The sequence below is a fragment of the Brevibacterium sp. NPDC056726 genome (assembly GCF_042790515.1).
GTDB classification, from domain to species: Bacteria; Actinomycetota; Actinomycetes; order Actinomycetales; family Brevibacteriaceae; genus Brevibacterium; species Brevibacterium sanguinis.
On sequence record NZ_JBHTYZ010000006.1, the window covers coordinates 281,091 to 304,273 of the forward strand.

Annotated in this window: 23 protein-coding genes; 8 read left to right on the forward strand and 15 right to left on the reverse strand. The window is 69.5% G+C overall.

Annotated elements, in window-relative coordinates; all coding sequences use genetic code 11:
* Positions 1-14 precede the first annotated feature (14 nt).
* Complete coding sequence (locus tag ACFQ91_RS14300; protein WP_232623807.1) at positions 15-1,226, forward strand: methyltransferase domain-containing protein; 1,212 nt, start codon at positions 15-17, stop codon at positions 1,224-1,226.
* Here the strand turns inward: ACFQ91_RS14300 and ACFQ91_RS14305 are convergent.
* Together ACFQ91_RS14305 and ACFQ91_RS14310 are read right to left on the reverse strand one after the other, a co-directional pair.
* Positions 1,223-1,579 carry a DUF86 domain-containing protein gene (locus ACFQ91_RS14305; protein ID WP_198500323.1) on the reverse strand — a complete coding sequence of 119 codons (357 nt, stop codon included), beginning with the start codon at positions 1,577-1,579 and terminating at the stop codon, positions 1,223-1,225. The genes ACFQ91_RS14300 and ACFQ91_RS14305 overlap by 4 nt on opposite strands.
* A complete protein-coding gene (locus ACFQ91_RS14310; protein ID WP_198500322.1) occupies positions 1,569-1,874 on the reverse strand; it encodes a nucleotidyltransferase family protein in 306 nt (101 codons plus the stop codon). The genes ACFQ91_RS14305 and ACFQ91_RS14310 overlap by 11 nt, the downstream gene beginning before the upstream one ends.
* A 143-nt stretch (positions 1,875-2,017) precedes the next feature.
* On the opposite strand from ACFQ91_RS14310, the gene ACFQ91_RS14315 reads away from it, so the two are divergent.
* Complete coding sequence (locus tag ACFQ91_RS14315) at positions 2,018-2,368, forward strand: hypothetical protein (protein WP_198500321.1); 351 nt, start codon at positions 2,018-2,020, stop codon at positions 2,366-2,368.
* Between the two features lie 60 nt (positions 2,369-2,428).
* Positions 2,429-2,809 (forward strand): VOC family protein, encoded by a 381-nt coding sequence (locus tag ACFQ91_RS14320; protein WP_198500320.1) that lies wholly within the window; start codon positions 2,429-2,431, stop codon positions 2,807-2,809.
* Between the two features lie 30 nt (positions 2,810-2,839).
* Here ACFQ91_RS14320 and ACFQ91_RS14325 read toward each other — a convergent pair whose 3' ends face one another.
* The 12 genes from ACFQ91_RS14325 to ACFQ91_RS14380 all read right to left on the reverse strand — a co-directional run bounded on the left by ACFQ91_RS14325 (position 2,840) and on the right by ACFQ91_RS14380 (position 16,553).
* Positions 2,840-4,540: an AarF/ABC1/UbiB kinase family protein gene (locus ACFQ91_RS14325; protein ID WP_198500319.1), complete on the reverse strand. Its 1,701-nt coding sequence runs from the start codon at positions 4,538-4,540 to the stop codon at positions 2,840-2,842.
* Between the two features lie 203 nt (positions 4,541-4,743).
* Entirely contained in the window at positions 4,744-5,520 is a 777-nt protein-coding gene (locus ACFQ91_RS14330) for an IclR family transcriptional regulator (protein WP_198500318.1), read from the reverse strand.
* A gap of 3 nt (positions 5,521-5,523) precedes the next feature.
* Complete coding sequence (locus tag ACFQ91_RS14335; protein ID WP_198500317.1) at positions 5,524-6,942, reverse strand: formimidoylglutamate deiminase; 1,419 nt, start codon at positions 6,940-6,942, stop codon at positions 5,524-5,526.
* Positions 6,939-8,165: an allantoate amidohydrolase gene (locus ACFQ91_RS14340; protein WP_198500316.1), complete on the reverse strand. Its 1,227-nt coding sequence runs from the start codon at positions 8,163-8,165 to the stop codon at positions 6,939-6,941. The genes ACFQ91_RS14335 and ACFQ91_RS14340 overlap by 4 nt, the downstream gene beginning before the upstream one ends.
* A gap of 1 nt (position 8,166) precedes the next feature.
* On the reverse strand, positions 8,167-9,852 hold the full coding sequence (gene hutH, locus ACFQ91_RS14345) for a histidine ammonia-lyase (RefSeq protein ID WP_198500315.1): 1,686 nt from the start codon (positions 9,850-9,852) through the stop codon (positions 8,167-8,169).
* Between the two features lie 78 nt (positions 9,853-9,930).
* Positions 9,931-11,247 carry a YjiH family protein gene (locus ACFQ91_RS14350; protein WP_198500314.1) on the reverse strand — a complete coding sequence of 439 codons (1,317 nt, stop codon included), beginning with the start codon at positions 11,245-11,247 and terminating at the stop codon, positions 9,931-9,933.
* A 17-nt stretch (positions 11,248-11,264) separates the two neighbouring features.
* Positions 11,265-12,515: an imidazolonepropionase gene (hutI, locus tag ACFQ91_RS14355; protein ID WP_198500313.1), complete on the reverse strand. Its 1,251-nt coding sequence runs from the start codon at positions 12,513-12,515 to the stop codon at positions 11,265-11,267.
* Positions 12,515-14,272 (reverse strand): urocanate hydratase, encoded by a 1,758-nt coding sequence (gene hutU, locus ACFQ91_RS14360; protein WP_198500312.1) that lies wholly within the window; start codon positions 14,270-14,272, stop codon positions 12,515-12,517. The genes hutI and hutU overlap by 1 nt, the downstream gene beginning before the upstream one ends.
* Positions 14,273-14,468: 196 nt before the next feature.
* Complete coding sequence (locus ACFQ91_RS14365; RefSeq protein WP_198500311.1) at positions 14,469-14,966, reverse strand: hypothetical protein; 498 nt, start codon at positions 14,964-14,966, stop codon at positions 14,469-14,471.
* Between the two features lie 56 nt (positions 14,967-15,022).
* Positions 15,023-15,748 carry a type II CAAX endopeptidase family protein gene (locus ACFQ91_RS14370; protein WP_198500310.1) on the reverse strand — a complete coding sequence of 242 codons (726 nt, stop codon included), beginning with the start codon at positions 15,746-15,748 and terminating at the stop codon, positions 15,023-15,025.
* Positions 15,749-15,813: 65 nt separating this feature from the next.
* Positions 15,814-16,134, reverse strand: a complete 321-nt coding sequence (locus tag ACFQ91_RS14375) for a transcriptional regulator (RefSeq protein ID WP_198500309.1) — start codon at positions 16,132-16,134, stop codon at positions 15,814-15,816.
* Positions 16,131-16,553: a hypothetical protein gene (locus ACFQ91_RS14380; protein ID WP_198500308.1), complete on the reverse strand. Its 423-nt coding sequence runs from the start codon at positions 16,551-16,553 to the stop codon at positions 16,131-16,133. Before ACFQ91_RS14380 ends, ACFQ91_RS14375 begins: the two co-directional genes overlap by 4 nt.
* Before the next feature lie 297 nt (positions 16,554-16,850).
* Between ACFQ91_RS14380 and ACFQ91_RS14385 the strand changes: the two genes are divergently transcribed.
* From ACFQ91_RS14385 to catA, 4 genes are all read left to right on the forward strand, one after another.
* Positions 16,851-17,786, forward strand: coding sequence for a LysR family transcriptional regulator (locus ACFQ91_RS14385; protein WP_198500307.1), 936 nt, complete (start codon positions 16,851-16,853; stop codon positions 17,784-17,786).
* Positions 17,783-18,883 carry a mandelate racemase/muconate lactonizing enzyme family protein gene (locus tag ACFQ91_RS14390; RefSeq protein WP_198500306.1) on the forward strand — a complete coding sequence of 367 codons (1,101 nt, stop codon included), beginning with the start codon at positions 17,783-17,785 and terminating at the stop codon, positions 18,881-18,883. Before ACFQ91_RS14385 ends, ACFQ91_RS14390 begins: the two co-directional genes overlap by 4 nt.
* A gap of 83 nt (positions 18,884-18,966) precedes the next feature.
* Positions 18,967-19,242 (forward strand): muconolactone Delta-isomerase, encoded by a 276-nt coding sequence (gene catC / locus ACFQ91_RS14395; RefSeq protein WP_198500305.1) that lies wholly within the window; start codon positions 18,967-18,969, stop codon positions 19,240-19,242.
* 33 nt (positions 19,243-19,275) lie between these two features.
* Positions 19,276-20,145, forward strand: a complete 870-nt coding sequence (gene catA / locus ACFQ91_RS14400) for a catechol 1,2-dioxygenase (RefSeq protein ID WP_198500304.1) — start codon at positions 19,276-19,278, stop codon at positions 20,143-20,145.
* A 70-nt stretch (positions 20,146-20,215) separates the two neighbouring features.
* On the opposite strand, the gene ACFQ91_RS14405 is transcribed toward catA, so the two are convergent.
* Positions 20,216-21,310: a zinc-binding dehydrogenase gene (locus ACFQ91_RS14405; protein WP_198500303.1), complete on the reverse strand. Its 1,095-nt coding sequence runs from the start codon at positions 21,308-21,310 to the stop codon at positions 20,216-20,218.
* A gap of 392 nt (positions 21,311-21,702) precedes the next feature.
* On the opposite strand from ACFQ91_RS14405, the gene ACFQ91_RS14410 reads away from it, so the two are divergent.
* Positions 21,703-23,145, forward strand: a complete 1,443-nt coding sequence (locus ACFQ91_RS14410; RefSeq protein WP_198500302.1) for a lipase family protein — start codon at positions 21,703-21,705, stop codon at positions 23,143-23,145.
* Positions 23,146-23,183: the final 38 nt, after the last annotated feature.

Consider the following 23,183-nt stretch of genomic DNA (forward strand, 5'->3'; position numbering starts at 1 on the left):
GTAAAATGGCAGGCATGACCACGCTGCCGCTCGCTCCTGCCACGACCGTGGACGGACGCCTGGTCTGCCATTACTTCGAGGCCGACCGGTGTCGGTCGTGCGCGCTGCTCGGCACCCCGCACGACGAGCAGATCACGGACAAGGAGGCCTGGTGCCGGGAGGTCCTCGCCGCCCACGCCCCCGCCGCGTGGCTGCCGGCGGCCTCGGGTCCCGACCACGACTTCCGCAACCGGGCGAAGCTCGCCGTCGGAGGGGTCGCGGGTGCGGTGACGCTCGGCATCCTCGACGGGGACTTCCACGGCGTCGACCTGCGCGACTGCGGGATCCAGGTGCCGACGATCCGCGCCGTCATCCCCGTGCTCGCCGATTTCCTCGACGCGACCGGCCTCGACCCCTACGATGTCTCCGCCCGCCGAGGCGAGCTGAAGTTCGTCCACGTCACCGCGGCGCCCTCGGGGGAGCTCATGGTCCGCTTCGTCGTCCGCTCGCAGTTCGGGCTCGAGGTCATCGCCTCCCGGACCGCGACGCTGCGCGCGGCGATCCCGCAGGCGTCCGTCGTCTCCGTCAACCTCCTCCCCGAGCACAAGGCCGCACTTGAGGGCAGCCGCGAGGTCATGCTCGTCGGTGAGTCGCTGTGGATGAACCTCGAGCGCGTCGACCTCCACCTGCGGCCGCAGAGCTTCTTCCAGACGAACACCGGGGTCGCCACCGCGCTCTGCGATCAGGTCGCGGACTGGGTCGACGAGATCGCACCGGCCGCACTGTGGGACCTCTACTGCGGGGTCGGCGGCTTCGCCCTGTGGAGTGCGGCCGGCAGCGACGATGGCAGGCTGGCGCCGAGGCGCATCACCGGCATCGAGATCAGCGACCAGGCGATCGAGTCGGCGAAGCTCAGTGCCGTCGAACTCGGCGTCGACGACATCACGGAGTTCATCGCCGGGGATGCCACCGAGGTCGCGGAGGCCCGCCTCGGTGCCGGGGAGCGCCCGGACGCGATCATCGTCAACCCGCCTCGGCGAGGGATCGGGTCGCGGCTGTCGACCGCGCTCGAGACCTCCGGGGTCGAGCACATCGTCTATTCGAGCTGCAATCCGCTCACCCTGGCGAAGGATCTCGACCGGATGCCGAGCTACGAAGTCACCCGCGCCCGCGTCTTCGACATGTTCCCGCACACGAAGCACCTCGAGGTCGCAGTCCTCCTGCGCCGCCGGGCGGGAGCGGTCTAGCGCGGCGGGGGTCCGAACTCCTCCAGGAGATTCCTCAGTGAGACGATCAGCTGGGGAAGGTCGTCCCGAATCATCCTCCAGACCCGTTCGGAGTCGACAGTCGCATAGCCGTGAGCGATGACGTGTCTGGTGGCGATGATCTCGTTGACCGATGGGATGCGCAGAGCAGTCGGAAGATCGGTCTGGCGAATCCGGTTGAGCGCTTCGCCGAGGATCTCCAACTTGCGTTCTGCGGCCGCTTGGAGAATCCAATCGTCGGAGAACTCACGGCGGGAGGATTTCTCTGCGATTGACTGCGCGAACTCAGCGGCTTCGAGGGCGTCCCACAGATATGCCCCGGTCTCAGGCGGCATAGACTTCGCGCGATGTCGACAGTGCATTTCGGGTGAAGTAGGGATTTCGGAGCGTGCGGACATCCACGAGATCCACTGGTCGACCGACGATTGCCTCCAGCTCTGCGCGCAATGCCAAGTAGGACGAGAACGTCAGGTCTGCGTCCGGCTTGTACTCGACAAGAAAGTCGACGTCGCTGGTCTCAGAATCGAAGTCGTCTCGGAGCACCGAGCCGAATGCGCTCAGACGTGCGACACCGAATTGCTCGCACACACGTGCGATGGCAACTTCGTCGAAAGGCAGGTCACCGCTCACGTCGTCAATTCTCTCACCCCTTGGCACGCGCCGCCAGACAACTCTCATCGGCGGGAGACGCCTTGACCGGACCGACAGTTCAATGGACCCCAGCCACAGCTTGCAGGGTGGTCAGTGCCCGGTGGGCGCGTTAGAGTACCCGCATGTCGATCGCAGTGAACACCCAGGGCGTCGAACAGGCGCGCACCCTCATCCGAGACGGCAAGGTCGATCGCAACGATCGCGGTGACTGGTCGAAGGATCGCCCCAGCGCCGAAGACGAGGACGTCTTCATCTCCGACAACGGGTGGGACGCCTACGCGAAGTGGCACCTCGGCATCGACGAATCGGCTGACCCGCGCACGAAGAAGGCCTACTCGTTCCCGTACGGCGACTTCGTCGTCGTCCACCGGGCCGGTGTCATCGCCGCTGAATCGCGCGCCGGGGAGTACAAGCACGGCGAGATCGAGAAGGCGGCGAAAGAGCTGCTCACCCTCATCGACGACGGCCGGTGACGGCCTGAGATCCCACGGCTGAGTCGCCCCACGCACATCACAGAGTCAGGTCATTCCCACATGTCAGCCACGTTCAACCACACCATCATCGCCGCCACGGACCCGGTCGAGTCCGCACAGTTCTACGTCGACATCCTCGGCGCGGAGCACACCCAGTCGTGGGGCGTCTTCTCCAACATCATGCTCACGGGCGGAGTGATGCTCCAGTTCGCCGCTCCCCCGCCGCCGTCTGAGATCTCGCCCGTGCATATGGCGTTCCTCTGCACCGACGACGAATTCGACCGTGCCATGGCGTTGCTGCGGGAGCGCGGCCTCGAGTTCTGGGCCGATCCGCAGCGGACGCGCCCGCTGGAGACGAACACCGAACACGGCGGTCGCGGCGTTTACTTCCTCGACCCGGCCGGCCACTACCTCGAGCTCATCACGCGGCCCTATCTCTGAGCGGCGCGGCGCGAAGCAGCCTTGGCGGTCTCACCGCACGCGGCGGGCCAGTTTCATGAGCTCCTCGGTGACGGTGATGTGACTGTTGCGCCGGACCGTGAGGTTCCGCCACGTCACCACGGAGACCCCGGCCGCGGCGAGACCGGCGATCGAGACCCCCTTGACCGTCGGTCCCGTCCGGTTCGCCAGCAGCTGGGAGGCGGCGAGCAACGACGACGACGCCATGAGGCCGTCGATGAGCTTGTCGGTGAGCTCCTCGGGGTCGCGCAGGTTGATCTCCAACCGCGTCTCGCCCTTGCGCAGTTGCTGAACGAGGATCTCGATGTCGCGGGGCAGCTCACGGGCCATCCGGGTCCAGCTCGTCGTCGACCGCACGAGCCGCTCGAGCATCTTCTTCGGACTGTTCTCCCTGATCATGTGCTCACGCAGGTACGGCCCGAGGTACTCCTCCATCGTCACGGTGCTGCCGAGCTGGATGCCGAATCCCTCGAGCCGCCCCATGACGCGCACGAGCATCGCCAGGTCGCTCGGGAAGCTCAACTCCTTGTCGTGGAGCAGCTGCATGCACGCGGTCATCGCGGCGTTGAGGTCGATGTCCGTCGACGCCGTGTCCTCGGGCAGGTACTGCGCCATCCACTTGTCGACGGCCATCTCGAGGTCTTTGACGTCCGTCGAGGCGGGGGCGTTGCAGACGATGAGGAGGATGTCGGTGAGGTCGGAGACGTCACGTCCGACGACGGCCGTGAGGAGGCGGATGACGTCGTTGCGCCGTGGGCCGGCGAGGTAGCCGACGTCCCCGTAGTCGAGGAGCACGACGTGCTCGGCATCGGGGATGAGGAAGTTCCCCGGGTGCGGGTCGGCGTGATAGAGGCCGTTGTCGAAGATCATCGTCATCCACGCGTTCGTCACGTGCTTCGTGAGATCGTCGACACTCCACCCGGCGCCCGTGACATCCGCGCTGGTCTTCGTCTGAACGCCCGGCATCTGCTCCATCGTCAGCACCCCTGTCGCGCTGAGCTCCGGGTAGGGCGTGGGCACGAGCAGCCAGTCGAGTTCGTCGAGTTCCCGTGCGAAACGCTGCATCGCCCGGAGCTCGTTGGTCAGGTCCATCGCCTGGCTCATCATCTCGGCGAACTCGTCGACCATCTGCGCCGGGTTGAAGCGCGCGAGCTCCGGGTCCGCGGATTCGACGAACCGCGCGACCTTCTTCATGAGGTCGAGGTCGCCGCGGACCTTCTCCTCGGCACCGGAGTGGAGGACCTTGACGACGGCCGGGGTGCCGTCGGTGAGCACCGCGTGATGCGCCTGCGCCACCGATCCCGAGGCGAAGGGCTCGACGTCGAAGGAGGTGAAGAGCTCGCTCACCGGGGCACCGAGGTCGGCTTCGACCCGCTCCTTCGCCCTGCCCGGCGGATCGGCGGGCACTTCGGCTTGGAGCCCGGACAGCGCCTCGGCGATATCGGCGCCGACGAGGTCGCCGCGCATGCTCAGCGACTGGCCGAGTTTGATCCACGTCGTCCCGAGTTCGGTGAAGGCCGCGGTCAGCCGTGCACCGGGCGCGAGTTTGACGAGGTCGGGATCGGCGAACCGCGTCGCGAGGTTCGTGCTGCCGTCCGCGGCGGCGAGCGTGCGCGCGGATCGTTCGGCGATGCCGTAGCGCGCGAGCACCTCGAGGATCTCCCGAGCGCGTCCGGCGTCGCTGCCGAACATTGTCAGATGTGGGGATTCCATGCCTGCTCCTGGGTCTCGCGCGAACCCTCCATCGGCTCCGCTGCGGTCTGGGGTGGGCACAGTGTAACCGCCGCCCATCGGTGCCGGATGTCAGCATCGGTGCCGGATGTCAGCATCGGTGTCTGATGTCAGCAAGGACAATCGCCGAGGCGGTGCGCGGCGAACGCGGTCAGCGCAGGTTCCCGGTCAGCGCAGGTTCGCGGTCAGCGCAGCTTCGCGGTGACCTCGGCGGCGGCGGTGAGGACCTGGGCGACGAGATCGTCGGGCACTGCGGGCGTCGCGGGGGCCTCACCGGCTCCGGGGGCCGGCGCTTCGGGCGCGGGCACGGAGAGGCCGATCGCGGCGATCGGGCGGGAGAGCACATCGTAGACGGGGGCGGCGAGCGTCGAGATGCCCGGCGTCACCTCCCCGTGTTCGATCGCCCACCCGGCACGCCTGGTCTGCGCGAGCAGGGCGCCGAGCTGCCGCACCGAGGTCGGCCCCTGGCCCGTGCGGGTGACGAAGGCGGACTCGGACTGGAACATCGCGAGCACCTCGGACTTCGGCAACTGGGCGAGGATCGCCCGCCCGGTGGCCGTGAGATAGCTCGGCATCCGCACCCCGGTCGCGGTGACGACGGCGACGGACTTCAGCGACTGCTCCTTGAGCACGTAGACCGTCTCCCACCCGCGGATGACGGCGAGCTGGGCCGTCGCCGCCGTGTCCTCGGCGAGCTGCCGCACGACGGGCTGGGCGAGCCGCTGCAGCGGATTCATCCGCAGGTACGAGCTGCCGAGCTCGTGAACCCCGGGCCCGAGGACGAACCCCGGTTCGGTGCGGACGACGAGGCCGAGCTCCTCGAGGACCGCGAGGAGCTCGTAGACGCTCGAGCGCGGCAGGTCGAGGGCGCGCACGAGGGCACCCGCGGAGATCGCCCGGTTCGACGCCGCCAGGTGCCGCAGGATCGCCACCGAGCGGCGCAGCGCGGGAACCTCAGCCACGACTCAGCCAGCCGTCCCGGACGCATGCGTCCCGGACACACGCGTCCCGGATACAGCCGTCGTCATTCCCAGGGCAGCGAACGCCGCGGCGTAGAGATCGGCGATCGGACCGAGCTCGGTGTGGACGCCGTCGCGGATGCGGACGATGCCGCCGCTCACCGTCATGCGGATGTCCTCGGCGGTGGCGGTGAGGACGATCTGCTCGCCGAGTGACCCCATCGTCCGCATGCTGTCGGTGGCCACGGCGATGAAGTCGCACGCCGCCCCGGGGACGAGTTCGCCGACGGGCAGATCGAGGCTGCGCGCACCCCCGGTCGTCAGAGCCGCGATGAGCTCGGCCGGAGAGAACCGGCCGCGCTGGCCGCTGCGCAGCCGCTCCCCGGCCTCGAGTCCCTGCGTCTCCCGCAGGGCATCGAGGACGACGTGCTGGTCGGAGCCGAGCGCAATCGTCGCCCCCGCCTCGGCGAGCTCCCGGGCCGGACCGATCCCGTCGGCGAGGTCGGCCTCCGTGCACGGGCACATGACGATCGTCGTCCCACTCTGCCCGAGGGTCGCGACGTCCGCGTCGGACAGATGCGTCGCATGGACGGGTGAGAGTCTCTCGCTCACGACTCCGGCCCGGGCGAGGACCTGCGTCGGCGTCGTCCCGTACGCCGCGACCGACGCCTCGTTCTCCGCGGGCTGCTCGGAGAGGTGGACGTGCAGCGGTCCGGACAGTTCGGTGAAGCGCGGCAGATCCGCGGCGGCCACCGCACGCACCGAATGGATCGCGGCACCGAGGTGGACGAAGCTCTCCCCGGGCGCACCGACGGGGAACTCGGCGGCGAGATATTCGCCGAGCCGCGCATGACGCTCGAGGTAGCCGGCGATCGTCCCATCGCCGAAGCGCGCCTGCTCGGCGGTGAGATCGGCGCCGATGCCGCCGGTGAGGTAGGCGGTGTCGAGGAGGCGGAGACGGATGCCCGCCGAGGCGGCCGCCCGGGCCAGCGCCCGCTCCATCGCGTGCGGGGATGAGCCGGCATCCCTGCCGTAGGGGGTGCCGTCGGGGGCGTGGTGGACGTAGTGGAACTCGCCGACCGAGGTGTATCCGCCGGCGAGCATCTCCGCGAAGACGGCCCGGGCCACGGTTTCGTAGTTCTCCGGGGTCAGTCGGCCGGCGATCGAGTACATGACCTCCCGCCACGTCCAGAACGTGCCGCCGTCACCGTGGGTGCGGCCGCGCAGCATCCGGTGGAACGCATGGGAGTGGGCGTTGACTCCGCCGGGCAGGACGAGGCCGGGGACCACCTCGGCGCCCTCCGGCGCGACGGCGATGCCGGTGTCGACCGCGGTGAGCGTGCCCGTGTCATCGACGGTGAGGAGGACGCCGGTGGCGACCGCGCCATCGACCCAGGCCGACTCGCACCAGAATGCGGTACTCATCGGTCACCGCCGACGCCGAGTTCGCTCTCGAGGACGGCGACGAGGGCGTCGACGCCCGCCCGCGCATCATCGTCCTCACACGCCTCTTCCGGCGCGTGCGAGACGCCGGTCGGATTGCGGACGTAGAGCATCGCCGAGGGCACGTGCGGGGCGAGGATGCCCGCGTCGTGACCGGCCCCCGAGGGCAGCATCGGGGCGGTGGGGAGCACCGCGCGCAGCCGGTCGTTGAGCGCGGCGGTGAAGCGCGTCGTCGGAGAGTACGACTCCTGCGAGACCTCGACCCTCACACCGGTGTCCGCAGCGTGGTCCCGGGCGCGGGCGGTGATCGCCTCGAGCACCTGTTCGACGACGGCATCGTCCTCGTGGCGGATGTCGAGCCAGAAGCTCATGCCCGAGGCGATGACGTTCGTCCCGCCCGGGTGGATGAGGGTGCGCCCGACGGTGGCGACGGCTGTCGCGTCAGTGGCGGCCGCTAGGGTCGGGATGTCGCCGATCACGCGGGAGGCCGCGACCACGGGGTCGGCGCGGTGGTTCATCGGGGTCGTCCCCGCGTGGTTGCCCTGACCGGCGAACGCGAAGTGCCACCGACCGTGTCCGATGATGGAGGAGCCGATGGCCACAGCCTGATCAGTGCCGGCCAGCCCGATGCCCTGTTCGACGTGGAGTTCGATGAACGAGCCGATGCCCTGCAGCCGCTGAGGGTCCGCGCCCATGCGCGCGGGGTCGAGGCCGTAGCCGCGCGCGACATCGGCGAAGGTGTCGCCGTTCGCGTCCCGGAGGCCGAGGGCCCGGTCGGAGTCGATCGCACCGGTGATGAGCCGCGAGCCCAGGCATGCCACCCCGAACCGCGACCCCTCCTCCTCGGGGAAGACGGCGAGCGCGAGTGGTCGGCCGGCCGCGTCGAGCGCCCCGGAGGCCTTGAGGTCATCGAAGGCCGCGAGCGCCGAGGCGACCCCGAGCGGCCCGTCGAACGCCCCGCCGCCGGGGACGGAGTCGAGGTGGGAGCCGGTGACGACGGCGTCGTCGCCCGGTTCGGTCGCCCACGCCCAGGTGATGCCGTTCGCGTCGATCTCGGTGTCGAGACCGCGGCGGTCCGCCTCGGCGAGGAACCACGTGCGCAGCTCCCGTTCCGTGGCGGAGAACCCGGGCCGCTGGTAACCGGGTCCGCGCGGATCCCGACCGGTGTCGGCGATCTGGGCGAGGAGGGAGACGACGTCGCTCATCTCACTTGTCCTCGTGGTACTCGGTCGTCGCCGCGGCCGTGCCCGAGGCCTCCGCGGCGGCCTCGAGGTTGCCGAGCGCGGTGAAGTCGGGATCGTTGACGGCCGGGCCGCCGCCCACGGGCTGCCAGGTGCCGGCGGCCGCGGTGACGGTGTGGGTGAGCGGGGTGACCGCCTCGGCGGCGGCGACGAGGGACCCGTCCTTGACCTTCGCGATGGTCTCGGCGAGCTCGGGGGAGAGGAACCGGTCGGGGCCGGGACCGGGCACGGTCTCCCGGATTGCGGCGATGACGGCGCCGGTGACCGGGGCCGGATCAGCCTCGCGCATGTCGCAGGCGCGGGACGCCGCGTAGAGCTCGATGCCGATGACGCTGGCGAGGTTGTCGACGACCGTGCGCAGCTTGCGCGCCGCCGACCAGCCCATCGACACGTGGTCCTCCTGCATCGCCGAGGACGGGATCGAGTCGACCGAGGCGGGGGCGGCATTGCGCTTGGCCTCGGAGACCATGGCCGCCTGCGTGTAGTGGGCGATCATCAGACCGGAGTCGACTCCGGCGTCGTCGGCGAGGAACGGGGTCAGCCCCTGGTTGCGGGCGACGTCCATGAGGCGGTCGGTGCGGCGTTCGGCCATCGAGGCGACATCGGCGGCGACGATCGCGAGGAAGTCGAGCGCGTGGGCCAGCGGGGCGCCGTGGAAGTTGCCGTTCGAGGAGACCATGCCGTTGGTGAGCACGACGGGATTGTCGATCGCGGCCCGCAGCTCGCGTTCGGCGACCTGGGTGGCGAAGGCGACGGCGTCCCGGGCGGCGCCGTTGACCTGCGGGGCGCAGCGCATCGAGTACGCGTCCTGGACGAGGTGGGTCGAGTCCCGGTGGCTCGCGGTGATGCCCGACCCGTGGAGGGCGGCGAGCATGTTGGCCGCCGAGGCGGCCTGCCCGTCGTGGGGGCGCAGCGGGTAGTGGAGTTCGGGGGCGAAGACGGCGTCGGTGCCGAAGAGCCCTTCGATGCTCATCGCCGCGGACACGTCGACAGCGGTGAGCAGGCTCTCGAGGTCGGTGAGCGCCATGATGAGCATGCCGAGCATGCCGTCGGTGCCGTTGACGAGCGCGAGCCCCTCCTTCTCGGCGAGCGTGACCGGCGTGATCCCGGCCTGCGCGAGGATCTCATCGGCAGGCCCGGCGACGCCGTCGGGACCTTCGGCGACGCCCTCGCCCATGACGACGAGCGCACACGCCGACAGCGGCGCGAGGTCACCGGAGCACCCGAGGGACCCGTATTCGTGGACGACGGGGGTGATCCCGGCATTGAGGAGATCGACGTAGGTCTGGAGCACCTCGGCGCGGACACCGGTGCGCCCGGTCGCCAGCGTCCGGGCGCGCAGGAGCATCAGCGCCCGCACGACCTCGCGTTCGACGGGTGCGCCGACACCGGCGGCATGGGAGCGGATGAGCGACTTCTGCAGCTGGGTGCGCAGCTCGGCGGGGATGTGCCGCTGGGCGAGCGCCCCGAACCCGGTCGAGACGCCGTAGACGGGCTTCGGCGCCGCCGCGAGCGCATCGATCGCCTCCCGGTACTTCCCGACGCGAGCCAGGGTCGTCTCGCTCAGGGCCACCTTCGCATCGTGGCGGGCGACGTCGACGACGTCGGCGAAGGTGAGGGTATCGGGATCGAGATCGATGACAGCGGACATCTAGGGGCCTTTCGTCGGGGCGGGAAACAGATGGCGGATGGATGGTCGGTGGGGCGGGCGCTCACAGCGTAGTCGCTCTCAGAGCAGCAGGTGGGCGAGCGGGGCGGCGATGAGGATGGTGAGGACGACGCGTTCGAACCAGATGATGACGAGCGCGCCGACGGAGATCGGGATCTCCGTGGCGAGGATCGAGGGCACCATCGCGGAGAAGAAGATGATCGCGGCGACGGAGACGACGGCGATCGTGAAGCGCAGGACGAGGTCGTCGGAACCGGCGACCTGGGTGGCCGGCAGGAACATCTCGACGAGGCCGAGCGCCGAGGCCTTGCCGGCGAGCACGGGATCGGACAGCTGCGTGACCCACGTGAAGGGCACGAAGATCCACCCGAGCCAGTCGAAGATCGGCGTGTACTTCGCCAGGAGCAGGCCGATGAGCCCGACGGAGAGGATCGAGGGCAGGATCGAGGCGGCCATGAGCAGACCGTCGCGGAAGTTGAGCCAGAGGTTGCGGCCGAGGCTCGGCGTCTCGGCGAGCGTCGCCTTCGCCTCCCGCCACGCGACGCGGAAGCGGTGCTTCGTCACCTTCTCCTCCGGCTGCGGGGTCGCCCCCGGATAGTACGTGTCGGGGATCGATCGCAGCGGCGGCAGGTGGACGGTGATGGCCGTGACGACGAACGTGACGACGAGGGTGAAGAAGAAGTAGAGGAGCCAGTGGTCCATGAGGTCGAGCGTCTTGGCGACGACGATCATGAACGTCGCCGACACGGTCGAGAACCCGGTCGCGATGATCGCGGCCTCCCGCGCCGTGTACTTGCCCTCCTTGTAGACCCGGTTGGTGATGAGCAGACCGAGGGAGTAGCTGCCGACGAACGAGGCGACGGCGTCGATGGCCGAGCGGCCCGGCGTCCTGAACACCGGGCGCATGATCGGCTGGACGAGGACGCCGATGAACTCCATGAGCCCGTAGCCGACGAGGAGGGCGAGGAAGATCGCGCCGACGGGGACGATGAGGCCGACGGGGATGACGAGTTTGTCCCAGAGGAACGGACCGATGTCCTCCGCGGCGAGCCAGGCGGGCGGGACCGTGAGAATGAGGACGGCGACGACGAGGCCGACGACGCCGAGGACCGCGAAGATCCCCTTCGTCACCGACGACTTCCACGTGCCGGTGACGAAGGGGCGAACGGCGCCGAGGAGGATGAGGGCGAGGACGATGAACGGCACGACCGGGCCCGCGAAGGTGCGGATGGCGGTGACGATGTGGTCGAGCGGGATCGTCGAGACCCCGGCGATCGTGACGGGAACGAAGAACATGACGATCCCGATGGCACTGTAGGCGAAGAACCGCCAGGTGCCGGCGGGCCTCGTCCGGGACGGCGTGGTCGGGGTGGTCATGATTCTCCTTCGAATCCTCAGTCCGCCGAGGTGGTCGGACGGTTGTCGGCGACGAGCTCACCGCCGCGGTACACGCGGTCGACGAGCTGGACGCCGGGCCGGTAGGCCAGGTGCCGGTAGCTGGGGGCGTCGAGGACCGTGAGGTCGGCCCGGGCCCCGGCACCGAGGTGGCCGATGTCGGTGCGATCGAGGGCGTGGGCGCCGCCGGCGGTCGCCGCCCACACAGCCTGGTCGACGGTGAAGTGCATGTCGCGCACGGCCACGGCGATGCAGAAGGGCATGCTGTTGGTGAAGCACGACCCGGGATTGCAGTCGGTGGCGATCGCGATGTTCACCCCGGCCTCGAGGTAGCGGCGGACGTCGGGGTAGGGCTGACGGGTCGAGAATTCGACGCCGGGCAGCAGGGTGACGACGGTGCCCGCGGCGGCGAGGACGGCGAGGTCCTCATCGGAGGCGAAGGTCGCATGGTCGACGGAGACGCAGCCGAGTTCGGCCCCGAGCTGGAGCGCCCCACCGGCGGTGAGCTGGTTCGCGTGGAGGCGAGGCCGCATTCCCGCGGCGACGCCGGCTTCGATGATCCGCCGGGTCTGGTCCTCGTCGAACGCGCCCTCTTCGCAGAACACGTCGATCCACTTCGCCAGGCCGGACGCGGCGGGGATGATCTCGTCGATGATGAGGCTGACGTAGGCCTCCGGGTCGTCCTTGTGCTCCGGCGGCACGACATGGGCTGCCATGAGCGTGGACTCCGGGGTGTGGCGGCCGATGATCTCCAGCGCCCGGATCTCGTCGGCGAGGTCGAGCCCGTAGCCGGACTTGATCTCGAACGTCGTCGTGCCGGACCGGGTGGCCTGGTCGAGGAGGTGGACGAGGTTGGCCTCGAGCTCCTCGTCGCTGGCCGCGCGGGTCGCCGCGACCGTCGTCGCGATGCCCCCGGCGGAGTACTTCTCCCCCGCCATCCGGGCGGCGAACTCCGCCGAGCGGTCACCGGCGAAGATCAGGTGGTTGTGGCTGTCGACGAAGCCGGGAAGGACCGCCCGCCCGCCGAGGTCGACGGTCTCGACCTCGGCGTCGGGGGCGGTGAGCAGGAGCGCTGCCAGGGCGGCGTCCGCCTCGGCGGCGGGACCGGACCAGGCGATGGTCTCACCGTCGATGATCACCGCGGCGTCGGTCAGGGAGAAGAGATCCCCCGCACCGAGGCTGGGGCGGGCCATGAGCTCGGTGGGGTCCGAGTTCGTGACGAGTTCGCTGATGCCGGTGAGGAGCTTCATCACTGGGCTGCCGATTCCTCGTCGCGGACGTCGAGTTCGGGGATCATCGGGATGCGCATGCCGCGCTCCTCGGCGACCTCGACGGCGCGGTCGTAGCCGGCGTCGACGTGCCGGATGACGCCCATGCCGGGGTCGTTGGTGAGCAGGCGGGCGAGCTTCTTCGCCGCGAGCTCCGTGCCGTCGGCCACGGACACCTGTCCGGCGTGGATGGACCGGCCGATGCCGACGCCGCCGCCGTGGTGGATCGAGACCCACGTCGCTCCCGAGGAGGTGTTGACGAGCGCGTTGAGCAGCGGCCAGTCGGCGACGGCGTCCGTACCGTCGAGCATCGACTCGGTTTCCCGGTAGGGGCTGGCGACGGACCCGGAGTCGAGGTGGTCGCGGCCGATGACGATCGGGGCCGAGACCTTGCCCTCGGCGACGAGCTGGTTGAAGAGCAGACCGGCCTGGTGGCGCTCCTTGTAGCCGAGCCAGCAGATGCGAGCCGGCAGTCCCTCGAACTCGACGTATTCGGCGGCGGCGTCGAGCCAGCGGTGCAGGGACTCGTTCTCCGGGAAGAGCTCCTTGAGGGCGGCGTCGGTGACCTCGATGTCCTTCGGGTCACCGGAGAGCGCGACCCAGCGGAACGGTCCGAGACCCTCGCAGAAGAGGGGCCGGATGTAGGCGGGGACGAAGCCGGGGAACGCGAACGCGCGGTCGTAGCCGGCCTTGCGCGCTTCGTCGCGGATCGAGTTGCCGTAGTCGAACACCTCGGCGCCGCGGTCCTGGAACTCGACCATGGCCTTGACGTGGGCGGCCATCGCCTGTTCGGCGCGGAGCGTGAACTTCTCCGCGTCCTGCTCGGCCTCGGTCTGCCAGTCGTCGAGGCTGACGCCGAGGGGCAGATAGGACAGCGGGTCGTGGGCCGAGGTCTGGTCGGTGACGATGTCGACCTCGGCGGCTTCGGGACGGTCGAGGATGAGCGGGAGGATCTCGGCGGCGTTGCCGACGAGTCCGACGGAGAGCGCCTGCCCGTTCTTCTTCGCCTCGATGACCTTGGCGAGCGCGGTGTCGAGGTCGGTCTCGACCTCGTCGAGGTAGCGCTTGGCCTGGCGGCGGTCGAGGCGGGTCCGGTCGACGTCGATGATGAGGCAGGCCCCGCCGTTGAGGGTGACGGCCAGCGGCTGGGCACCGCCCATGCCGCCGCAGCCGGCGGTGACGGTGAGGGTACCGGCCAGCGTCCCGTCGAAGCGCTTGCGGGCGATGGCCCCGAAGGTCTCGTACGTGCCCTGGAGGATGCCCTGGGTGGCGATGTAGATCCAGGAGCCCGCGGTCATCTGGCCGTACATCATCAGGCCTTCGGCTTCGAGCGCGCGGAAGTGCTCCCAGTTCGCCCAGTCGCCGACGAGGTTGGAGTTCGCGATGAGCACGCGCGGTGCCCATTCGTTGGTCCGCAGCACGCCGACGGGCTTGCCGGACTGGACGAGCAGCGTCTCATCGTCTTCGAGGTCGTCCAGCGTCCGCACGATCGCGTCGTAGGCCTCCCACGAGCGGGCGGCACGGCCGGTGCCGCCGTAGACGACGAGGTCTTCGGGGCGTTCGGCGACCTCGGGGTCGAGGTTGTTCATGAGCATCCGCTTCGCGGCTTCGGTCTGCCAGCTCTTCGCGGTGATCTCAGGTCCGCGGTCGGCGCGGATGACCCGGGTGGGGTCGTGCTGGGTGAACGACGGTGTGGTCGCCGAGGTGGTCGCGGCGTCGGTTTCGGACGTGGCGGTCATGGGATTCCCTTTCGTGGGGTCCCGCAGGGGGACCTGAGCTCAGTTCGACCGGTGTGTCCGACGGAGTGGATTCCCGATCGCGGCCCGACGGCGAGAGACCGTGGGGGCCGAATCGTCTTTGACTACCCTTCCATTGTGTCCGCTGGGAGCGCGGACGGAAGTGGTCTGGCTCAAGTTCTGTCCGATATTTCGGACACTATCCGCCGGCGACCGTGACGGTGCGGCGGCGTCGCTGACCGGTCGCGAGGCCGAGGCAGAGGACGAAGACGGCGAGAGGCCCGTCGAGACCGTCGAACTCCGCGTCGATGCCGCGGCTCGACCAGCCGGTCCGGCCGATCCGGCCGCAGAGCGCGCCGTCGCCGTCGCGCAGCTCGAGGTCACGCGAGTCCGGGGCCGGTGCGAGGCGGTACTCGCGGTCTCCCGCCGCGATGGTCCACCCGGTGGTTCCGGCGCGTTCGGCAGCTGCCACTGGATTCGCCGGCCCGTCGGGTGCGGAGGCGCGCGCCACCGGCCGCAGGGTGTATGCGGTGCCGAAGGACCCGCTGGTCAGTTCGAAGCGAGCGCCGTCGATGACGATCTCACCGCCTCGGCGCAGGGCCCGCGAGCCGATCCGCGTCGTCGGGAATCCGGACCCCGTGATCTCATAGCGGGCCGGGAAGCCGGTGCGGCGGGAGTGCAGTGTCAGCGTGGTCATGGTTCCTCCTGGTCAGACGGGTGGTCGGGGTGGCGACTGGGTGGTTGGGGTGGCGGTCAGCCGCCGAGGGCAGGCGCGACGAGGAACGCGAGCCCGGTGCTGAGGACGTTGAAGATGATGTGCGCGATGATGCCCGGCCACACCGAGCCGCTGCGTCGCCGGAGTTCGCCGGTGATGAGGCCGACGATGAAGGCCGAGAGCATCGTCTGCGGAACGCCGTGGAGGATCGTGAAGAGCAGGGCGCTGCCGACGACGCCGACGATCGCACCGTACCGCAGCAGCACGGTGGTGACGACGCCGCGGAAGAACAGCTCCTCCCCGATCGGGGTGAGCACCCCGAGGAGCACGAGTCCGAGCAGCAGGGGAACGAGTCCGGTCGCCGCGGTCTGCGACCAGTCGCTCTGCGCATTGCCCGAATCCCCGGTCACGGCGACATAGACCCAGGTGGCCGGGAACTTCAGTGCGAAGGCGATGAGACCGCCGACGACACCGAGGAGCAGCCACTTTCCGGCGGCAGGACGCAGTCCGAAGGCGGAGGCCGACCGGAGGCGCACGGCCACCGCGGCGGCGAATCCGCCGGTGCCGGCGATGAACGACAGACCCATGAGGAAGATGCTGAACGCCTCGGGACTGACGACGGGCTTGAGGAGGATCGTCAGCCCAAGGGTGAGGATGACGAAGACGGCGAAGCCGACGCCGAGCTCGATCCACCCGGGCCGGCGCCCCTGCAGTGCCGCCTGTGAGGACGGATTCGGGCGCGACGGGGTAGGGACAGTGGACATGGTGATCTCCTCACCGGCCGCGATGCCCACGCAGGGCGGCCGACTCAGTCAGTGGCGAAAAGGGGTCAATCAGTGGTGGAGGGAGCAGCGATCGGGTTCGCGGCGATAGCGCTGAGCGTCTCCCAGTGCGCGGCGAAAGCCGCCTGGCCCTCGGGCGTCAGAGACAGCCAGGTGCGGGCGCGCTTGCCGACGAATCCCTTGCGGATGTCGACGTAACCGGCCTCCTCGAGGACCCGCATGTGCTGGGAGAGCAGCGATTCGCTGACCTCGAGGGTCTCGCGCAGAGCCTTGAAGTCGGCTTCTCCCGTCGCGGCGAGCGCCGCCATGAGTGAGAACCGCACCGGGGCGTGGATGCGCGGATCGAGGGAGTGACGCGGATGGCTCATCGGCGATTCCTCCTCCCCGCCCGGGCCGCCTCGGCGAAGGCCGGCAGCGCGACGACGATTCCCATGAGCAGCCACAGATCGATCCGGTCTCCGAGGACGACGGGCCCGACCCAGACGACGGCGACCGCATAGAGGATCGCCCAGGCCGCGACCCATCTCCACGTGTGCGCCCTGCTCGCCGGACGGATCTCCTGGCGGGACTTCCAGCGGTAGAGGAGTCCAGCCCCGACGACCACGGCGAGGGTGAAGAGGAGGCCGTCCCAGGTGCCGCGCACCGCGGGCAGGGCGCCGATGATGACGATCGTCACGAGGCCGAAGCCGACCATCATCGGCGGATACCAGGCACCCCTTCGCCGGACGTCGTCGCTGACCCGCTCGGCCCGGGCGAGCATCTCGCGCGGGTCGTTCTCCTCGATCATCACGGTCGCACCTCCTCATCGCAGCGTCGGCGGAGCACGAGCTGCTCCGCACTCATTCACTTTAATACCACTAAAGTGCATTCACAACGGTGAATTGCTTCAGTGGCGACACAGACGACTCGGCGAGCGCTATTCATGCCTAGGGCGTCTCAATCAAGACGAAATCGGTTCTTTAAAAGTCCTGGCCCCGCGCATAGTCTGACAGGACACCCTCGAGATCACTGGAAGAGGAACAACGATGTTCATCCCGCCCACGCCCGCCGCGCCGACCCGCGGCCCGCTCACCCCCGTGCGGGCATGATGCTCGAGACCCGCCAGCTGCAGAACTTCGCGATGGTCGCCCGCGAACGCCATTTCGGACGGGCCGCCGAGCGCCTCGGCCTCGCCCAGCCCTACCTCTCGCAGCAGATCCGCAAACTCGAACGCCAGCTCGGCACGACCCTGCTCCACCGCACGACGCGCTCGGTCACCGTCACCCCGGCCGGCGCCCACCTGCTCGAGGAGGCTGAGCGGGTGCTCGCCGAACTCGACACCCTCGGCACCGAGGTCGGACTCATCGGCTCCGGACTCCAGGGCCCGCTGCGCCTCGGCTTCACCGGCTCGACGACGTACGGGGTGATGCCGCAGGTGGTGCGCCGCACCGCGGCGCTGGCACCCCGCCTCCAGCTGAGCGTGAGCGGCGAGATGATCACCCCGCAGCTCGTCACCCAGCTGCTCGACCGCACCGTCGACATCGCCCTGCTGCGCGGCACCACCCCGGCGACGGGACTTGAGTGCCAGACCATCGGCTCCGAACCCTGCATCGCCGCACTCCCCTCGGATTCGGACCTCGTCGAGGCCGAGGCGATCACGGCCGCCGACATCAGCGGCCGCGTCCTCGTCGGCTACCCGGAGACCTCGGTGATGTCGACGACGACGGCGAACTTCCTCGGCGCTCACCACCGGACCCCGGACTACGCGATCCGCGCGTCGCAGACCTCGACGCTCATGTCCCTCATCGCCGCGGGACTGGGCATGGCGATCGTCCCGGGCACCGCCTCGGCGCTGGCCATCCCCGGCGTCGAATTCCGCACCATCGTCGACGCCCCGCGCACCGAGCTCGCCCTGGCCCGGCGGGCCGATGACGACTCCCGGGCGACGGAGCGGATGACGGCGATCATCACCGAGGTCGTCGCCGCGGCCATCGCCGAGCCCCCTGTCGCAGCGGCGATCGCCGAGGAGGACGCGTCATGAGGATCACCGCCGTCGAGACCGTGCCCTACCGCATCCCCATGCGCAAGCCGCTCGCGTTCGCCAGCGGCGCCGTCGACCACATCGAGCACGTCCTGCTGCGCCTGCACACCGACGAGGGGCTGACCGGCTGCGCCGACATCCCACCCCGGCCCTACACGTACGGGGAGACCCTGGCGTCCGTCATCGCCGTCATCGACGGCGTCTTCGCCGAGGCGCTCCTCGGCGCCGATCCCCTCGACCGGGCCGGAATCCACGCCCGGCTGCGCCGCACCGTCGGCAACCAGACCGCGAAGGGCGGCATCGACGTCGCCCTCTGGGACCTCGTCGGGCAGGCGGCCGGGGTGTCCGTGCACCGGCTCCTCGGCGGGTACTGCGAGTCGCTCGCCGTGACCCACATGCTCGGGTTCGCCCCCACCGAGGCGGTCGTCGACGAGGCGCTCGCGTTCATCGACACACACGGGGTGCGGTCGTTCAAGATCAAGGTCGGCAGGCGCCCGGTCGGCGTCGACGTCGACCTCGTCACCGCGCTGCGGGAGGCCGTGGGCCCCGACGTCCTCCTCTACCTCGACGCCAACCGCGGGTGGACGGCCACCGAGGCCGCGCAGATGCTCGCGGCCACGACCGAGGCGGATCTGCGGTTCTTCGAGGAGCCCGACGACGCCGCCGAGGTGCTCGGCCGCCGGCGACTCGTCGCCTCCTCCCCGATCCCAATCGTCGCCGACGAGTCGGCACCCGATCTCGGCGCGGCGGCCCGGGAGATCCACACGGGCGGGGCGAGCGCCCTGTCGATCAAGACCGCGCGCACCGGGTTCACGGAGTCGGGCAAGATCCTCGGCTTCGCCGAGGCGCTCGGCCTCGACGTCCTCATGGGCAACCAGATCGACACGCAGCTCGGCAGCATCGCCACCGTGACCTTCGGTGCCGCCTTCGAGCACTCCTCGCGCTACCCCGCGGAGCTCTCGAACTTCCTCGACATGGCCGACGATCTCGCCGCCGAACCGCTGCGCATCGTCGACGGTCGTGTCGCCGCCCCCACCGACCCGGGGGTCGGCACGGTCGTCGATGAGGACAAGCTCGCCCACTACCGCATCGACTGACCCGCCCGACTCCGCTGTCCCGCCCGACGACGACGCAGAGTCGACAACCAGAGACACAGCGTCGACAACCGAAGGAGCCTCCCATGCTGTACCTCGTGAGAATGGACGTCACCCTTCCCACCGACCTCTCCGCGGCCGAGACGACAGCGCTGCTCGCCCGCGAGAAGGCCTACTCCCAGGAGCTGCAGCGCGACGGCCGGTGGAAGGAGATCTGGCGCATCGTCGGGGAGTACGCGAACTACTCGGTCTTCGACGTGACCGACAACGACGAACTCCATGAGCTGCTCAGCGGCCTGCCGCTCTTCCCGCACATGCGCATCCACGTCACGCCCCTGGCCACCCACCCCTCCCACATCTGACACCGCACTCACATCACCCGAAGGAGAGAGACAATGTCCGAGAACAGCTTCCAGTCCGAAGTCACGGCGAAGGCCGCCGAATCCGGCGCCAACGCCTCGGCCCGCTTCCGCGAAAGGCAGGCGCAGGGCGGCAGCACCGCCGCCGTCGACCAGGATCGCGTCGCCCTGCTCGCCGGCAAGGCGATCAAGGCGCTCAACGACCTCGTCATCGAGGAGCAGCTGAGCTACGAGGAGTACAACGCGTTCAAGGCGTGGCTCATCAAGGTCGGGGAGGACGGCGAATGGCCGCTCTTCCTCGACGTCTGGCTCGAGCACTCCGTCGAAGAGGTCGCCAATGCCGACCGGGAGGGGTCGAAGGGGACGATCGAAGGGCCGTACTACCTCGGCGGCTCACCGGAGCTGGAGTGGAACGGCACGATCCCGATGCGCGACGACGAACCGGGCACACCGTTCGTCTTCAAGGGCCAGGTCACCGCGGTCGACGGCACTCCGCTGCCGGGGGCGAAGCTCGAGCTCTGGCATGCCGACAACCTCGGCTTCTATTCGCAGTTCGCGCCGGGACTGCCGGAGTGGAACCTGCGGGGGACGTTCACGGCCAACGACAACGGCGAGTACGAGATCCACACGATCCGGCCCGCGCCCTATCAGATCCCCACCGACGGGGCCTGCGGCCAGCTCATCGCGGCCGCCGGGTGGCATGCGTGGCGGCCGGCTCACCTGCATTTCAAGGTGCACGCGCCGGACCACCAGCTCATCACCTCGCAGCTCTACTTCCCCGGCGATCCGCACAACGACGACGACATCGCCTCGGCGGTCAAACCCGAGCTCCTCCTCGATCCGCAGCCGAACCCCGACGGCGAGGGAGAGGTCACCGTCTACGACTTCGTCCTCGATCCCGCCTGAGGACTCCTCGCACGCTGAGCTGACGGTCGCCTCGGTGGGGAATATCGCCGAGGCGGCCGGCCGTCAGCGTCTAGAAGCGCGTGATGATCGAGCGGATGACCTCGCCCTTCCTCAGCTTGTCGTAGGCCTCGTCGACGTCGTCGATGGAGATCTCCTGGCTGATGAGCCCGTCGAGGTTGAGCCGCCCCTGCATGTAGAGGTCGGCGTACATCGGGATGTCGCGTTTGAGGTTCGTCGATCCCATGCTCACGCCCTGCACGCTGGCATGGCTGACGAGGGCGGCGAGCGAGGTGTCGAGGGTGACCGTGGCGTCGGGCTTGGCGATGCCGATGAGGTAGGCGTGCCCGCCGACGCGGCGCAGCGCGATCGCCTGCTCCTGGGTGGCCGGCAGTCCGATGACCTCGAACGCGTGGTCGACCCCTCCCCCGGTGAGCTCCCTGACGGTCTCGACGGCGTCGACCTGTGAGGAGTTGATGACCTCGGTGGCGCCGAAGCTCTTCGCGACCTCGAGCTTCGCGTCGATGATGTCGATGGCGATGACGTGCGTGGCTCCGGCCAGGAGCGCACCGGAGATGACGTTGAGCCCCACCCCGCCGGTGCCGATGACGGCCACGGAATCGCCGACGCGCACACCGGCGGTGTTGATCGCCGATCCGGCCCCGGTGACGACCGCGCACCCGATGATCGCCGCCTGCGGGAACGGGAGATCGTCGCGGACGACGGCGAGCTGGTTCTCGTGGACGAGCGCCTGGGAGGCAAAGCCGCCGAGACCCCACCCCGAGGCGATCGCCGTGCCGTCCTCGGCGCTCAGGCGCGACGGCTCGTCCGGTCCGCGCACCGTCGCCTGCGGGTTCGGGCACTCGTAGGTGCGCCCGGACAGGCACGTCGTGCACACTCCGCAGAACTGGATGAGGCATCCGACGACGTGGTCGCCGACTTCGATCGTCGTGACCTCGGAGCCGACCGCCTCGACGACGCCGGCGATCTCATGGCCGAACACGGCGGGAAATGGAAAGCCGTAGCCGCTCTCGACGATGTGGAGGTCGGAATGGCAGAGACCCGAGGCCCTGACATCGATGAGGACCTCGCGCTCGCGCGGTTCGTCGATGTCGACGTCCCGCGTGGTGAACGGTGAGCCGACTCCCTCGGACACAGATGCTCGCATGGTTGCTCCTTTGCAATCGTGGCGGTGATCGAACCGGTGGCGATGACGTCCGCCGGTTCGCGGTGACCAGCCGACGATCACGCAGGCAGAGCAGTGACACAACGGTCGGCACCCGATTTTGAGCGTACGCCCGATCAGGGTCGGTGTCGATGAATTCCGCGGGTCGAGGCGGTGATCAGTCGGTGCGCGGCCTCTGCCGCGGGGCGATGGGCTGGCCGGGCCGACCGAGGACTAACTACCGATCAGTCGTTCTGTTCGGTAGGATGTGTGGCGCCGGTCACCATCCGGGCACCCCGTCCTGGTCGACCCCCGCGGCTCCACCGAAGCCCGGGCGGTCGGCTGTTCGCGCACTCTCAACGCCGAGATCCACGACAGAACAGGAATGCAGACCTATGAGCACACGTCGACCGACAATGACTCCGCCCCTGCGACGACTGACCACGGTGGGCACCGCAGCGATCGCCGGCCTCGCGCTGGCGGTGGGCACGATCGCGACCCCGGCCCACGCCGCCGACCCCGTCCCGACGACGGACGCCGAAGCCGAACGCCTCAACGACGAGCGGGCCGCCGAGGATCCCTCCGAACTCGATCGCAGCAGCGTTCCCGCCGGAGTGAGCGTCGAACAGGCACAGTCGGTCGTCGAATCCTCCGACGAGATCACCGTCGCCGATGTCGAATACGCAGCCGCCGTCGAGGACCTCCCGGCATCCGGTGTCCCCGCGGACTTCTACGAGACTCCCGCCACGCTGCCGGAGGAGAACGGCGCAGTCGTCAGGCAGGCCGAATCCGACTTCTACCTCGACCCCGTCCGGCTCATCAGGCACGACGCGAAGACGACGACGTTCATGTACCGCACCACCGACGAACGCGGCACTGCCCGTGCCGCCACCGCCACCCTGCTCAGCCCGGCGAACTCCGACGGCCCGGCGCAGGACGCCGTCGTCATCGCCCCGGGCACGCAGGGCACTGCCGACAAGTGCGCTCCCAGCCGACAGCTGAGCATGGGCACGGAGTACGAGGGCATCGGGGTGACCTCGGCGCTGGCCGCCGACCGTCCGGTCATCGTCGTCGACTACATCGGCCTCGGCACCGAGGGTCCGCACCGCTACCTCAACCGCGTCGAAGAGGGCCGTGCCGTGCTCGACGCCGCCCGCGCCGTCCAACTGGTCGAGGGAAGCGGCATCGATGCGGAGACGCAGCTGCAGCTGCGCGGCTACTCCCAGGGCGGGCAGGCGACGGCGGCGGCCCTCGAACTCGCCACGGAGTGGGCTCCCGAGCTCAACCTCACCTCCGCCTCGGCGGGGGCCGCTCCGACCGACCTCAACGACGCCGTCGGCAGCCTCTCGGGCGTCTACACCGGCTTCCTCCTCTTCGGGGCGGATTCGTTCGCGGAGCAGGCAGGCATCGACCTCAGCGAGCACCTCAACGAGAAGGGCCAGGAGACGGTCGAGCGCGCCGCCGGCCAGTGCACGATCGAAGCCGTTCTCACCAACGCCTTCGTCGACACGAGCACACTGACGAAGAACGGCGGGGACTTCCAGCAGCTCGTCGAGGAGGAGTTCACCGCAGTCCTCGACGAGCAGCGGTTGGGCACGGCGGCGATCCCGGACATTCCCGTCCTCGTCAACCACAGCCGCCTCGACGACGTCGTGCCCTTCGCGCAGGGTCGGGGGCTGGCCGCGGCCTGGTGCGATGCGGGCAGGTCGGTGACTTTCGCCGACAATCTCGCGCCCACGCACATCGGCGGGTACCTCGCCTCGCTGCCGCGCGTCGAGGCGTTCACGTCGACGACCTTCGCCGGTCAGTCTCCGCTCAACAGCTGCTGGCGGCTCTGATCCCGCGGGCTTAGCCGAGCATCCGAGCCGGCGGGAGG